10 protein-coding genes are annotated in these 14372 nt (G+C 68.1%); 8 read left to right on the plus strand and 2 right to left on the minus strand.

The genetic code is table 11. The features are described from left to right. Positions 1-9: 9 nt before the first annotated feature. Positions 10-1611: a thiamine pyrophosphate-dependent enzyme gene (locus WD271_13075; protein ID MEX1008762.1), complete on the plus strand. Its 1602-nt coding sequence runs from the start codon at positions 10-12 to the stop codon at positions 1609-1611. 1 nt (position 1612) lies between these two features. Here the strand turns inward: WD271_13075 and WD271_13080 are convergent, their stop codons facing one another. After that, positions 1613-2773 carry an acyl-CoA dehydrogenase family protein gene (locus WD271_13080; GenBank protein MEX1008763.1) on the minus strand — a complete coding sequence of 387 codons (1161 nt, stop codon included), beginning with the start codon at positions 2771-2773 and terminating at the stop codon, positions 1613-1615. A 132-nt stretch (positions 2774-2905) separates the two neighbouring features. On the opposite strand from WD271_13080, the gene WD271_13085 reads away from it, so the two are divergent. From WD271_13085 to WD271_13095, 3 genes are read left to right on the plus strand one after another with little or no spacing between them, the layout of a single operon-like run. After that, a complete protein-coding gene (locus WD271_13085) occupies positions 2906-4132 on the plus strand; it encodes an amidohydrolase family protein (GenBank protein ID MEX1008764.1) in 1227 nt (408 codons plus the stop codon). Further along, positions 4126-5400: an amidohydrolase family protein gene (locus WD271_13090; GenBank protein ID MEX1008765.1), complete on the plus strand. Its 1275-nt coding sequence runs from the start codon at positions 4126-4128 to the stop codon at positions 5398-5400. The genes WD271_13085 and WD271_13090 overlap by 7 nt, the downstream gene beginning before the upstream one ends. Then, positions 5397-6674: a cytochrome P450 gene (locus WD271_13095; protein ID MEX1008766.1), complete on the plus strand. Its 1278-nt coding sequence runs from the start codon at positions 5397-5399 to the stop codon at positions 6672-6674. Before WD271_13090 ends, WD271_13095 begins: the two co-directional genes overlap by 4 nt. On the opposite strand, the gene WD271_13100 is transcribed toward WD271_13095, so the two are convergent. Next, a complete protein-coding gene (locus tag WD271_13100) occupies positions 6671-7600 on the minus strand; it encodes a helix-turn-helix domain-containing protein (protein ID MEX1008767.1) in 930 nt (309 codons plus the stop codon). The two genes, WD271_13095 and WD271_13100, sit on opposite strands and share 4 nt — an antisense overlap. Before the next feature lie 79 nt (positions 7601-7679). On the opposite strand from WD271_13100, the gene WD271_13105 reads away from it, so the two are divergent. The 4 genes from WD271_13105 to WD271_13120 are packed head-to-tail and all read left to right on the plus strand — an operon-like array spanning position 7680 to position 14346. Then, the gene (locus WD271_13105) at positions 7680-7889 is read left to right on the plus strand and encodes a hypothetical protein (protein MEX1008768.1); all 210 of its coding nucleotides are present in this window, start codon (positions 7680-7682) and stop codon (positions 7887-7889) included. Positions 7890-7938: 49 nt separating this feature from the next. Continuing rightward, positions 7939-9288: a hypothetical protein gene (locus WD271_13110; GenBank protein ID MEX1008769.1), complete on the plus strand. Its 1350-nt coding sequence runs from the start codon at positions 7939-7941 to the stop codon at positions 9286-9288. Positions 9289-9292: 4 nt separating this feature from the next. Further along, positions 9293-11518, plus strand: coding sequence for an ATP-binding protein (locus WD271_13115; protein MEX1008770.1), 2226 nt, complete (start codon positions 9293-9295; stop codon positions 11516-11518). Further along, the gene (locus WD271_13120; GenBank protein ID MEX1008771.1) at positions 11515-14346 is read left to right on the plus strand and encodes an ATP-binding cassette domain-containing protein; all 2832 of its coding nucleotides are present in this window, start codon (positions 11515-11517) and stop codon (positions 14344-14346) included. Before WD271_13115 ends, WD271_13120 begins: the two co-directional genes overlap by 4 nt. Positions 14347-14372: the final 26 nt, after the last annotated feature.

The raw sequence follows: 14372 nt of genomic DNA on the forward strand, positions 1-14372 counted from the left end.
GTATGCGCCGTGCCGGAGACGAGGACGGCCGAATCGATGACAGGTGGAGCCGCGCTCGCGCGCCAACTGCGCGCGCAGGGCGTGGAGGTGATCTTCGGCCTCCCGGGAGATCAGCTCATGGCCGCGCTCGACGCGCTCGTCGACGTGCCCGAGATCCGCTACATCGTCACGCGCCACGAGCAGGCCACCACCTATATGGCCGACGGGTACGCGCGTGCGGGAGGCAAGCCCGGCGTCGCCATGGTGGTGCCGGGTGTCGGCGTGTACAACGCGGCGGCGGGTCTCGCTACCGCGTACGCGTGCTCCTCTCCGGTGTGCCTGATCGCCGGGCAGGTCAACCGCGACGGCATCGGACGCGATCTCGGCCTGCTCCACGACGTCCACGACCAACTCGACCTCGTCCGCCCGATCACCAAGTGGGCCCGCCGGGTACTTGACCCCGCGGAGATCCCTGGCGCAATACGAGACGGGTTCCACGCGATGACGAGCGGTCGCAAGCGGCCCGTCGAGATCGAGATCCCGCCCGAGACGCTCGCCGAGAAGACCGACGTCGAGCTGCTCGAGCCATTGCCGGCGGACGTCCCGGCGTTCGACGCCGACGCCGTCGAACGGGCGGCATCACTCCTGGCGGGCGCGTCCTTCCCGCTCATCGTGGCGGGTGGGGGAGTGGTCCTCGGTGACGCGACCGACCAGCTCCTGGTGGTGGCAGAGCTCCTCCAGGCCCCGGTGATCACGACACGTGAAGGCAAGGGCGCGATCGACGACCGCCACGCGCTGTCCGTCGGCACGATGTGGGTGAACCCGCGCATGCGGCCGGTGATCGACGCCGCCGATGTCGTGCTCGCCGTGGGCACCCGGTTCCAGGGCTTGAACCTTGCGCCGCACCAGCAGTTGGTGCACGTCGACGTCGATCCCGACCAGATCGGGCGCAACCGGGCCGCCGACGTCGCAGTGGCGGGAGACGCGCGCACTGCGCTCGCGGCGCTGGCCGAGCTGCTGGCGCCGTGTCCGTCGCGCGTCAACGAGATCCGAGCGATGCGCGCGACCTCGGACGCGCAGTTGCGGGAGGTCGGTCCGCAGGCGGCGATGGTCGAGGCGTTGCGCGCGGGCGTGCCCGACGACGGCATCCTCGTGTGCGATACCACCACAGTCGCCTACATGTGCCACATGTACTACCCCGTGTACGAACCGCGTACCTACCTCTCCACGTCGTACATGGGCACGCTGGGCTTCGGCTATCCAGCTGCGCTCGGCGCCAAGGTCGCCCGTCCCGAGCGGGCGGTGGTCACCGTCGTCGGCGACGGCGGGTTCCTCTTCGCGTCGAACGAGCTCGCGACCGCGGTGCAGCACGGTATCCACACCGTCACCGTGGTGTTCGACGACGGCGCGTACGGCAACTCGAACCGCGACCAGCGCGAGAAGTACGGCGGTCGTGAGCTCGGCACCCTGTTGCAGAACCCCGACTGGGTGATGCTGGCGCACGCGTTCGGCGCCGAGGGCGTCGTCGTCGACGATGTCGAGAAGCTCCCCGCGGCGATCCGCGACGCGACCGAAGTTGATGCTTCCACCGTCATCGCGGTCCCCATGGACCGCCTCCCCTCGCCCTTCTGACTCAGGGGTTGGGTTCTCTCGGTAATCCCAGACCCAACTGGCCGATAGTGGTCCGTTGGATCTCGTTGGCGCCGACGCTGAGCGTGGGGTGGAGGCGCTCGACGGCCTCGTAGGCGAACCAGCTCGCCAATGGTTCGTCGCCGAACCAGCCCGGCTCGAGCACGGAGCCCGGGCCGAGCAGCGCGTTGCCGACACGCGCGATGCGCTGCAGGAGCTCGGTGGCCCACACCTTGCTCATGGCGGCTTCCACCGCCGGCGCCCGACCGGCGTCCTGCAACGTGAGTACCCGCTCCGCGAACCGCAGTCCGATGAACAGCCGCGTGGCAAGGTCGGCGAGCGCATCACGAGCGAGCCGGTCGGAAGTCCCCCGGAACGCATCGACCAGCGCGTACACGTTCCGGCTCGCCCAACCGAGCCAGGCCATGCCCGACCGCTCGCTGAGGAGCGCCGCGCCCAACTGTCGCCATCCGTTGTCGCGCGCACCCAGGAGCGCGTCGCCCCCGACGCGTGCGCCGTCGAAGCGAATCGTGCCGAGCGTCCAGCCGTTCGCAGTGGGGACGCGCTCGACCGTCACGCCCGGCGTGCTCATGTCGACGAGGAACATCGACAAGCCGCGCGATCCTTCTGACGACGGGTCGGTACGCGCAATCGTGCAGCACCAATCGGCCTTGTGCGCGGCGGTCACGAGTACCTTCTCGCCGTCGAGCACGAACCCGCCCCTGTCGTCGTCGGTCGCGGTCGTGGCGATGTTCGCGAGATCGGACCCGGCACCAGCCTCGGTGTACGCGATGCACGCGATGCACGTCCCCGCGGTTGCCGCGGGCAGGAACCGATCGCGCTGAGCCTCGGAACCGAACGCGAGCACCGTCGGAGCCACGAGCACGGCGACGGTGTCGATCAGTGGGGCGTCGTGGTAGGCGGCCTCGAAGCTCACCACCGCCTGCCAGCTGCGGGGCCGGCCGCCGCCGCCGTACTCGTGAGGCAGGCTCACACCGACGAGGCCGGCCGCGCCCGCGCGTGCGAGCAACGATCGTTCGAAGGATTCGTCCCAACCGGTGAGGTCGAACCGGTCGCGACGACCGGCGATCTGATCCGCACGCATCTCGGCGCGCAGGAACGTGCGAACCTCCTCGCGGAACGTCGCGAGGTCGTCGGGAAGCAACAGATCGGGAAGCGTGCGCGCATGTTACGGACGCCGCGTCCTTGCTCGCGCTGATGCTCGGGCCTACGATCCAAACGCTGTTCCATCGGCGGCGCTGAAATGTCGTCGCCTCGAGAATCGAGGGAAGCTCCGATGACGAAGCTCGCGGGCGATCGCTACATCGTGATCTCGTCGGACGGCCACGCCGGCGCGCAGATGGAGGAGTACCGCGACTACCTCGAGAAGGAGTGGCTCGACGAGTTCGACGACTGGGCGAAGTCGTACGTGAACCCGTTCACCGACCTGCGCGGCGTGACCGCGTACCGCAACTGGGATTCGGCGAAGCGGCTCGAGGAGCTCGAGGACGACGGGGTGGTCGGGGAGGTGCTCTTCCCGAACACCATCCCGCCGTTCTTCCCGTCGGCCAGCCTGGTCACGCGCCAACCCAAGACGCGCGACGACTACGAACGCCGCTGGGCCGGGCTCAAGGCGCACAACCGCTGGCTCGCCGACTTCTCCGCCCGCACCCCAGGTCGCCGCGCGGGCATGGCGCAGATCTTCCTGAACGACATCGACGACGCGGTCGCGGAGATCCGCGCCGCGCGCGAGAACGGGCTCTTCGGCGGCATCCTGTTGCCGGGCGTTCCCCCCGACTCCGGCCTCGCACCGCTCATCGCACCCGACTACGAACCGATCTGGGCCGTGTGCGAGGAGCTCGACATGCCGGTCAACAACCACACCGGCCAGGCCGGGCCCGACTTCGGCGACTACGAGGCGTCGATGGCGCTGTTCATGATCGAGCTCGGGTGGTTCTCGCACCGCGTGTTCTGGCACATGGTCTTCGGTGGTGTCTTCGCCCGGCACCCCCGCCTGAAGCTGGTGCTCACGGAGCAGTCGGCGGGATGGGTACCAAGCGTGCTCGCGATGCTCGACCACCAGTACGAGCGGTTCAAGACGCCGGGTGCGGCCGAAGCGCACTTCGGCGGCGAGCTCGCGAGGAAGATGGACCTGTCGCCCAGCGAGTACTGGGCGCGCAACTGCTATTCGGGCGCGAGCTTCTTCCGCCCGAACGAGGCGGAGCTGCGCTACGAGATCGGCGTCGACAAGATCATGTGGGGCCAGGACTACCCGCACGTCGAAGGCACCTACCCGTACACCACCGAAGCGCTGCGCAACACCTTCGCCGGCATCGACACCGACGAGGTCGCGGCGATGGTCGGCGGCAACGCGGCCGAGGTGTACGACTTCGACCTCGACGCGCTCGCGACGGTCGCGGCACGAGTGGGTCCCACCGTCGAGGAGGTCGCGGTCCCGCTCGACCACATTCCCGAGGACAGCGTGTCGATCGCGTTCGCCGGTGAGGCGGTGAAGCCGTGGTAGATCGCTATCTCGTCATCTCGTCCGACACGCACGCCGGCCTCCCCGATGCGGAGTACGAGCACTACCTCGATCCCGAGTACCGCGACGCGTTCCGCGACGACATGAACCAACGCCATGACATGCGTGCCCGCATGAACGCGATGCGCGAGAGCGAGAACGAGTTCGTGAAGGACTGGTACGAGCAGAACGACGAAGGCCTGCAGGGCGGATGGGACGCGGCGCGCCGCGACAAGGAGCTCGACGCCGACGGTGTCGTCGGCGAGATCATCTTTCCCGACGCCGACGCGGTGCGCGGCGGCGCGTCGGCTCCGTTCGGCGCGGGCTTGGGGTCGAGCGGCGAGTTCGACGGCGACCTGCTGATGGCCGGGGCGCGGGCGCACAACCGCTGGCTCGCGGAGTTGTGCAGCGACAGTCCCGACCGGCGCTGTGGGCTGGCGATCGTGCCGATCCTGCACGACATCGACCATGCCGTCGCAGAGATCCGCCGCGCGCGTGACTCCGGTCTCCGAGGCATTCTGATCCCCGCGATGTGGCGGCCGTTCGAGCCCTACAACCACCCGCGGTACGAGCCGATCTGGGCCGTGTGCGAGGAGCTCGACATGGTCGTGCACACGCACACCGGTCCTGCGCCACGCGACGAGATCGGCGCCGACCTCGGGATCTACACGAACGAGACGATCTTCTGGACGATGCGCCCGATGTGGTTCCTGCTCTGGTCGGGCGTGTTCGAGCGGTATCCGCGGTTGAAGTTCGCGGTGACCGAGGGCGGATGCTGGTGGGCGGCCGATCTCCTCTGGAAGTCCGACACGAGCTATCTCCGGGAGCACGCCACCAAGAAGCTCGGCAACATCGCGCCGAAGCTCACGATGCTGCCGAGCGAGTACTTCGATCGCAACTGCTTCATCGGATCATCGAACACGCGGCGGCGCGAGATCGCGCGGCGTTTCGAGATCGGTGTGGGCAACATCATGTGGGGGAACGACTTCCCGCACCCCGAAGGCACGTGGCCGCACACTCGCACGTGGTTGCGGGAGACCTTCTGGGACTGCCCGGTCGACGACACGCGGCGGATCCTCGGGCTCAACGCGGCCGGGGTCTACAGCTTCGACGTCGAGAAACTCGCGCCGCTCGCCGATCGCGTCGGTCCCACGCCGGACGACCTCGGCCAGACCGCCGACGTCGACCTCAGCAAGTGGGACGATCTCGAGGCCGCCGGGCGCCCGTGGCTCACGGGCAAGGAAGCGCTCCCGGCAACCGACCGCGCGTGAGCCAGGCACCGGAGGTGAAGGTGGGCGCGTCGGAGGCCGACGCGATCCGCAACCGCATGTTCGGCGCCGGGCTCGTCGACGATCCGTATCCCACGTATCACCGCCTCATCACCGAAGGCCCCGTGCTTCCCGGTGGCATCAACGACCAGTTCGCGGAGATGGGCGAGTTCCGTATGCCGGGAGCGCAGGGTACGGCGATCTCGGTGCACAGCCACGAGGCGTGCGTGCACGCGCTGCGACGGGCGGACGTCTACTCGTCGTCCTCGTACGACCAAGGGCTGCGCTTCGTCATCGGCCACAGCATCATCGGCATGGACGAGCCCGAGCATCGGCGCATGCGCTTGCTGCTGCAGCCCGCGTTCACGAAGAGCGAGATGGAGCGCTGGAAGACGGAGATCATCCTGCCGATCGTCGACGAGCACCTCGACCGGATCGTCGGACGCGGACGCGCCGACCTCTACGAGGAGATCGCGCCCGCGGTGCCGATCCACACGATCTCGGCTGCCCTCGGTCTGCCTACCGCGGACCGGCGCCAGTTCTTCGAATGGGCGGTCGGCATGACGTCGATGGGAGCCGGCCCCGAGGCGCGGCTCGACGCGTCGAAGGCCGTCGGCGAATACGTGGCGCCGCTGATCGCGGCGCGGCGCGAGCAGCCCGGCGATGACTTGATCACGATCCTCGTCGAGGCGACGGTCCCGCCTGACGAGGACCTGGGCGACCTCGAGCCGCGCCCGCTCGACGACGACGAGATCACGACGTTCGTGCGCCTCCTCATCATCGCCGGCGCCGGCACCACCTACCGCGCCTACGGCAACCTCATGTTCTTCCTGCTCACCCACCCCGAGCAGTTCGCCGCGGTGCGCGACGACCGGGCATTGGTGCCCGCGGCGATCGAGGAGTCGTTGCGGATCGAGCAGCCGCTCGCGCAGATCCTGCGCGTCGCGACCGAGGAGTCGGATCTGCGCGGCGTGCCGATCCCCGCCGGCTGCTCGGTGCAACTCAACGTGGGCGCGGCCAACCACGACGCCGCCCAGTGGCAGAACCCCGAGGAGTTCGACATCTTCCGCGAGCGGCCCGACCGCCACCTCAGCTTCGGGTTCGGGATCCACCGCTGCCTCGGCATCCACCTCGCGCGCGCCGAGCTCGACGTGCTGCTCAACCGGACCATCGACCGCCTCCCGAACCTCCGCCTCGATCCGCAGGGCGCGGGCGACGTGCACATGACCGGCCTCGGCTTCCGCATGGTCACCGCGCTGCCGGTGCTCTTCGACTAGATCCCGGGAGTGCCTCCGAGACGTGCGCTGATCCGGTGCGAGGCCGCGAGCAGCGGCGCGATGTACGTGTTCGCTTCGTCGAGCGCGAGATCGTGCGCGAAGCCCGTTAGCCCGATGACGAGCGCGACGCTGCCATCGTTGTCGAAGACCGGGACGGTGACCTGTTCGATTCGGTGCGGACCGAGCGCGTCTGCCTCGGGGAGCATGTACTCCTGTTGCAGGAGCTGATTGACGCGGTGGTGCTCCTCGAGGCTTGACCCGGTGGCACGCTCGGACCGCAACGCGGCGAAGGCCTCGCCGAACCGAATCGGATCCTTGATCTCGAGCGTCACCGAATACCCGCGCCGCCGGACGGCGTCCAGCGCCGCGAGGTAATGCTTGCGCTGGTCGTCGGCCAGCGGACCCGCGCGGCTCAGCCATGCGTCGATGGTGGCGTCGTCGGCCCACGCGACGAACGCGGTCGCGAACGGCGGACACAACGGGTACGTGTACCCCACGCGGATCACGCCCCCGAAGCGGTCGGGTGGCCCGGCATTGGCCACGATCACCATCTCGTCGCCGGCGGCCACCGCGGCGACACATTCGACGCCCATCGTCGCGGCGAGGCGCTCCACTTCGGGACGGGCTTCGTCGACGACCTTCATGCTCGACCGCGCGGCCTCACCTACGGCGATCAGCGCCGACCCGAGTGAATATCCCTTGGTGCGATCGTCGCGCCGCACGTAACGGCTCTCTTCCAGAGCCATCAACACGGAGTGACAGGTGGCGCGGTTGAGCGCGAGTGCCCGTGCGATCTCCGAGACCGTGAACGCATGATGCGGGCGGCGAGCGAGGAACGCGAGGATTTGCGTTGCCCGGCGCGCGGACGGCGACGGTCTGATGCCACTCTCGCGTTCAGGCATCACACCGTCGAAGATGCCGGCCATGTTGTTGAGGTCTCCACAGATGCGGGATAGGGTGCGGCCTGTTCTAGCACCCGCGCTGGTATGTCGTCAGGGGCCCGTGATGCTCGACTGGCTGATCGGTCGTCCCCGCGAGTTCCGCGACGCAGCGCCGCGCATCGTCCGCGACGAGCGCGGCGAGGCGTGGCTGTTCGAGGGCGAGTCCACATGGCCGGATTCCATGATCCTGCGCGGCAGCGCGGAGCGTGTGTACCGATTCACACCGGCTCCGCGCCCGAACGGCGAGGGTGCGGGGGTCGACGTCGTCGCGTGACAGGAACATGCTAAAACCGACCGACCGAACCACAACAGGGGGAACGACCATGGTCCATCGACTCCGCGGCCGGCGGGTTCTCGCCGCGCTCCTCGTACTCGCACTCTCGGCAACGCTTGCCGCGACCGTCTCCGGTGGAGCCGCGTTGGCGAGGGTCAAGCAGGCTACGGGGGTCGACACTGCCACGAACACGGTGAAGATTGCCGTGCTCGGCCTCAACCTGCAGGCGCTCGTCGACGCCGGTCTGGTGCCCGACCTCGGGAAGCCCGCCGACCAGTTCATGCAGCTGCAGAACGAGATCAACGCCGGTAGCAAGGCGGGCAAGTACAAGCTCGAGGTCGCCACCAAGCTGCTGCCGTCGCAGCCGAAGCCCGAGGACTACCAGGCGGCGTGCTTGTGGGCCACCGAGGAGCAGAAGGCGTTCGCGGTGGTGCTCGCGTCGGTGAGTGCCGAAAGCCTCGCGCGCTGTATCGCGATCGACCACAAGACGCCCCTGATCGGCAACGTCGGATTCACTGCCCAGCTCTACAAGGACGCCAAGGGGTTCGTCCTGACCGACGGGAACACCGGCATGTCGATCGACCGCCAGATGCGCGCGTGGGCGGAGGTGAGCGCGGCGCGTGGGCTGCTCAAGAAGCAGAAGATCGGCATCGTCGCGGGCGACGGCAACGCGGAGGCGTTGAAGACGATCAACGGCACGCTCGTGCCGACCCTGAAGAAGCTCGGCTACAAGGTCACCGACAACATCGTGCTCCCGTGCGCGACCAGCCCCACGACCTGCTCGCAGCAGGACGTCGCCGTCCAGCGCTTGAAGAACGACGGCGTGACGTTCGTGTTCAACGGCGCCGATGTTCTGGCGGGTGCGACGCTCGTATCCGAGGCGGAGAAGATCGGGTACGCGCCGACGTGGGCGGCCAATCGCAACAACACGACGGACACGGTGGCGAAGTTCTTCAAGTCGGTTGCCGACGCGTGGGAGGGCGCGAACGGCGTGAGCGTCACGTGGCCCGACAGCGACTTCTCGCAGGAGACGAAGGACTGCAACGCCAACGCGACGAAGGGCGGGATCTTCAGCTACCAGCCGGCGCAGAATGCGTACGCCGCGTACGGCCAGTACTGCATCATGATGAACCTGATCGCGCAGGGCATCACGGGTGTCTCCGGCGACCTCACCCAGGCACGGTTCCTCAAGTCGCTGCTCGCGATCGGCACCATCCCGAGCAACTCGGGACCGGCCGGAACCTGGTCCGCGGGCAAGTACGACGCCGGTAACCACGTCTACGCCTCGAAGTACTCGAAGAGCGGGAACGACGGCGATGGGGGATTCCTGCCGGTCGGCGGCGCTGCCAAGTCGGTGAAGGTCGCGGTGGCGACTTCGAAGTCCAGCAGTACAAAGTAAGGGGATGACCGAGGACCTCTCGGACACGCAAGAGAGCGCAGCTCCTGAACCCGCGGATTCGGCGGCTGCGCTCTCGGCGCGCTTGCTCGAAGAAGAGGCGCTCCGCGAGCAGCGGACTGCGGCGATGGTCGCAGAGCTTGCCGACGAGGAGATGCCGGGGGTCGGCCTCGACGCGATGAGCCTGCGCCGGGGGCTCGAGATCGGCGGCCTCTCGATGGTCGTCGTGCTCGGTCTCGGGCAGTTCATGGAGTTCGTCGACCGGTCGGGGTTCAGCGTCCTCGCGCCCGACATCCAGAAGACGCTCGGTGTGAGCGACGCCGTGATCGCGGCGATCGGCGGCGCCTTCGGCATCCTGTTCCTCGCCGGCTCGATCCCGCTGAGCTCGATCGCCGACCGTCGCTCGCGGACGAAGCTGGCCGCGATCTCGCTCGGCGCGTGGTCGATCGTGGTGGCGCTCACCGCGTTCGTCCAGAACGCGTTTCAACTCTTCATCGCGCGGCTCGCGAGTGGTCTCGGCCAGTCGTACCAGCTGCCGACGCACAGCCCGTTGCTCATCGACACGTACCCGATCGAGGCGCGCGGGCGGGTCTTCGCCCTGAGCAACATCATCCAGAACTGCGGGAACGGGCTCGCGCCGATGATCGCCGGTGCGATCGCCGCGATCGCCGGCGGCGACGAAGGCTGGCGGTGGGTGTTCATCGTCACCGCGATCGCCACGATCCCGATCGTCCTCGCCACGCTGCGGCTCGAGGAGCCCCGGCGCGGACGTCACGAGATGCGGGCGGTGCTGGGCGAGGAGGTCGAAGCCGACGCCGACGAGCTGCCGATCTCGCTGAGCGTCGCGTTCGAGCGGCTCAACAAGATCAAGACGTTCCACTTCTTCCTCCTGGGGATGGCGTCGCTCGGCTTCGCGCTGTTCACCGTTCCGCTGTTCCTCAACCTGATCTTCGAGCATCGTTTCGGGCTCGGTGGCTTCGAACGCGGGCTTGCCACGTCGGCGACGATCGTGCCGGGGCTCATCGCGGTGGCGTTCGTCGGGAAGCGCAGCGACTCGCTGTTCCGCCGTAGCCCGCCGAGGTGCTTGGTGTTCATCGGCGCGCTGATCGCGTCGTTCGGCATCTTCATCGCGGTCGGCGTCTTCATGCCGAGCCTCGTGCTACTCCTGATCCTCGTCGGGATCGGCGACGCGATGGCGCAATCGGCGTTCGCGATCGTGATCGCGCCGATCTCGGCGATCATCCCCTACCGATTGCGTTCCCGCGGCGTCGCCATGATCGGCCTCTACGTGTTCCTGTTCGGTGCGTTCTTCGGCGCGGTGATCACCGGCGTCCTGGCCGACGCGATCGGCCGACGCGGCGCCGTCGCGGTGGTCGTGGTCCCGGCGGCGTTGATCGGTGGCGCGCTGATCGCGTACGGCGCGCGCTACGTCCGCCAGGACATGGCACTCGTCGTGGAGGAGCTCGAGGAGGAACGTGACGAGCAGGCTCGTCTGCGAGAGCACGGCGCCGACTCGCCGGTCATTCAGGTGCGGAACCTCGATTTCTCGTACGGCAAGGTGCAGGTGCTGTTCGACGTGTCGCTCGACGTGTACAAGGGCGAGACGCTCGCGCTCCTCGGCACCAACGGCGCGGGAAAGTCCACGCTGCTGCGCGTCGTCAGCGGGTTGGGCGTGCCGCAACGCGGTGTCGTCCGGTTCAACGGGCGCACGGTCACCTACGCGGACGCCGAGCTCCGGGTGAAGATCGGCATCGTCCAGCTCATCGGCGGCACCGCGATCTTCCCGCCGCTCACCGTTGAGGAGAACCTCCGGATGGGCGGGTTCCTGTACTCGGGCAAGGATCTCGAGCAGCGCGTCGACCGAGTGTGCGAGCTCCTCCCGGTGGTCCGGGAGCGGATGCGCTCGACCGCGGGCGACCTGTCGGGTGGCGAGCAACAGATGGTCGCGCTCGCGATGACGCTGCTCCACGAGCCCGAGGTGTTGATCATCGACGAGCTCTCGCTCGGGCTCGCGCCACTCGTGGTGCAGCGGCTCCTCGAAGTGGTCCGCGAGCTTCAAGCTCGCGGCATGACGATGATCATCGTCGAGCAATCGCTCAACGTCGCCCTCTCGATCGCCGACCGCGCCGTCTTCATGGAGAAGGGTGAGGTGAAATTCGAGGGCGCGGCGAGCGAGCTGCTCGAACGCGACGACCTCGTGCGGGCCGTGTTCCTCTCGAAGGGCGAGGCATGATCTCTTCCGTCGTCACGTTGGCGGTCGACTTCCCACGTCAGTCGATCTTCTCCGGGGTGATGCAGGGCCTCACCTACGGTGTGATCGCCATCGGGTTGATCCTGATCTACCGGTCCACGCGGGTCATCAACTTCGCGATCGTCGAGATGGGCGCCTTCGCCGCCGCGTTGCTCGCGCGGCTCGTCATCAACTGGGGCGTGGACTACTGGGTCGCGGTCCCTGCGTGCGTCATCGTCGGCGGACTCCTGGGTGCCGGGATCGAGCTCGTCGTCGTCCGCCGGCTCTTCCGCTCACCGCGCGTGGTGCTGTTCGTCGCCACGATCGGCGTTGCCCAGCTCCTGCTCTTCTTCCAGTTCGTGTTGCCCAAGTTCGACACCTACGCCTCGTTCCCCACCGCGTTCTCCTCTTCGTGGGAGTTCGAGGGTCTCTTCATCCGGAGCGAGCACGTGCTCGTGCTCGTGATCGTGCCAGTCCTCGCGATCGTGTTGACCGTGTTCCTGAACCACACGAAGTACGGGACGGCGATCCGCGCGTCGGCAGCCAACCCGGACGCGGCGCGCCTCTCCTCGATCAGTCCCAAGAAGATGTCGACGCTCGTGTGGACGATAGCGGGGTTGCTCGCGGCGCTCGGCATGATCCTGACGATCCCGCTGACGAGCTCGACGGCCACGGAGACGATCACGTTGGGTCCCGGCGTGTTGCTGCGCGCGATCGTCGCCGCGCTGATCGGCGGTATGCGGTCGATGCCGCGTGCGGTGGTCGGTGGCGTCGCCATCGGCATCACCGAGGCGCTGCTCTTCTACAACTACCCGAGCCAGGTCGGCCTGCTCGACGGGGTGCTGTTCATCGCGGTGCTTGTAATCCTGCTGGTGATGGGGGGGCGCGATCGCGATACCGACCACGTGGACACCTGGTCGTTCTCGCCTCGTGTCCGCCCGGTGCCGGCGAACCTCCAGGGCGTCTGGCTCGTGCGGAACGTTCCCCGACTCGGCACCGCGCTCGCGTTCTTCGCGGCGGTGGTCTTCCCGTTCATCGTGACGCGACCGTCGCAACAGCTGCTGTTCAGCCGGGTGTTGATCTACGCGCTCGTCACGTTGTCGCTCACGGTGCTCACGGGATGGGCGGGTCAGCTCTCGCTCGGCCAGTTCGCGCTCGCGGGTATCGGGGCGTTCGGCACCGCCGCGCTCGTTCGCGAAGGTCTGAGCTTCGGCGTCTCCGTCCTGCTCGTCACCGTCATCGGCATGGTCGTCGCGCTTGTGATCGGAGCGCCCGCGTTGCGGCTCCGAGGCTTGTTCCTCGCCGTCGCCACACTGGCGTTCGCCGTCGCGACGTCGTCATGGCTGTTCCGGCGCCCGTTCTTGTTACCCGACGGTCTGGCGGTCCAAGTGCATCGGGGCGACATCCTGGGCCTCGACCTCACCCCGCAACGCACCTACTACTTCCTCTGCCTACTGGTCTTGGCTGTCGGCGTGTTCTTCGTCGTCCAGATCCGCCGGAGCGGGGTCGGGCGCTCGTTCATCGCAGTGCGCGACAACGAGCAGTCTTCCGCTGCAGTCGCGCTCTCGCCGGTGCGGACGAAGCTCACCGCGTTCGTGATCGCCGGCGGTCTCGCCGCGCTCGCGGGCGGCCTCCTCGCCGGCCTGCTCGTGGACTTCGCCCCGCAACGCTTCCTTGCTGCGGAGTCGTTATCGGTCGTGGCCATGGCGGTGATCGGCGGTCTCTCCTCGATCCCGGGCGCCGTGCTCGGCGCGCTCTGGGTGGTGGGCATCCCGTCGCTCTTCCCCGACAGTCCCGAGGTCGCGCTCTTCACCAGCGGCGCCGGCCTGCTCATCCTGCTGTTGTACTTCCCGGCCGGTCTCGTGCAGATCCTCTACAGCACCCGCGACCTGCTCTTCGGATGGTTGGGGCGAAAGCTGCCGCCGGCCGAGGAAGCGCCGCGCGTGGCGGTCACGACAGGAAAGCGCCTCACTCCGCGGCGCGTCGCCTCCGCCGACACCCCCGTCGCACTCGAAGTGCGGCAGCTCAGCGTGAAGTTCGGCAAGCGAGTGGTCGTGGATCACGTCGGCCTGCAGGTGCGCGCGCAGGAGACCGTCGGCCTCATCGGCGCCAACGGCGCGGGGAAGACGACCCTGATGAACGCGGTGGGAGGGTTCCTGCCGAGCGAGGGCACCGTTGTGCTCGAGGGCCGCGACGTGTCGCGCTCGAGCCCACCGCGGCGCGCCGCGCTCGGACTCGGGCGTTCTTTCCAGCACGCCCGGCTGTTCGCCGACCTCACCGTGCGGGAGACCATCGAGGTCGCGCTCGAGTCCGGCGCGCACGCCGGACCGATCGCCGTGGGGCTCGCGCTGCCGCGGGCGCGCAGGTTCGAACGGGCGAAACGATCGCAGGCCGAGGAGATCATCGCGTTCCTCGGCCTCGGTGGATACGCCGACCGATTCATCAATGAGCTGTCGACCGGGACGCGCCGCATCGTGGAACTCGCGTGTCTGGTGGCAGTGGAGCCGCGTGTGCTCTGCCTCGACGAGCCGACCGCGGGCATCGCCCAGCGCGAGACCGAGGCATTCGCACCGCTGATCATGCGCGTGCGCGAGGAGCTCAACGCGAGCCTGTTGGTCATCGAGCACGACATGCCGCTCGTGATGGGTATCAGCGATCGCATCTACTGCCTCGAAGCCGGTCGCGTGATCAGCGAGGGAACTCCCGAATGGGTGCGCCGGGATCAATTGGTGATCGCGTCGTACCTCGGCACCGACGAACAGGCGATCGCGCGCAGCGGTGTGGCAGCACCGACCTCCGCTAGCGAACTTGCGTCAACAGACGGCGTATAGCGCCCACAGCTGACGCAAGTTGGGGG

This window comes from Acidimicrobiia bacterium, assembly GCA_040880805.1.
In the GTDB taxonomy this organism is placed as follows: Bacteria; Actinomycetota; Acidimicrobiia; order IMCC26256; family DASPTH01; genus DASPTH01.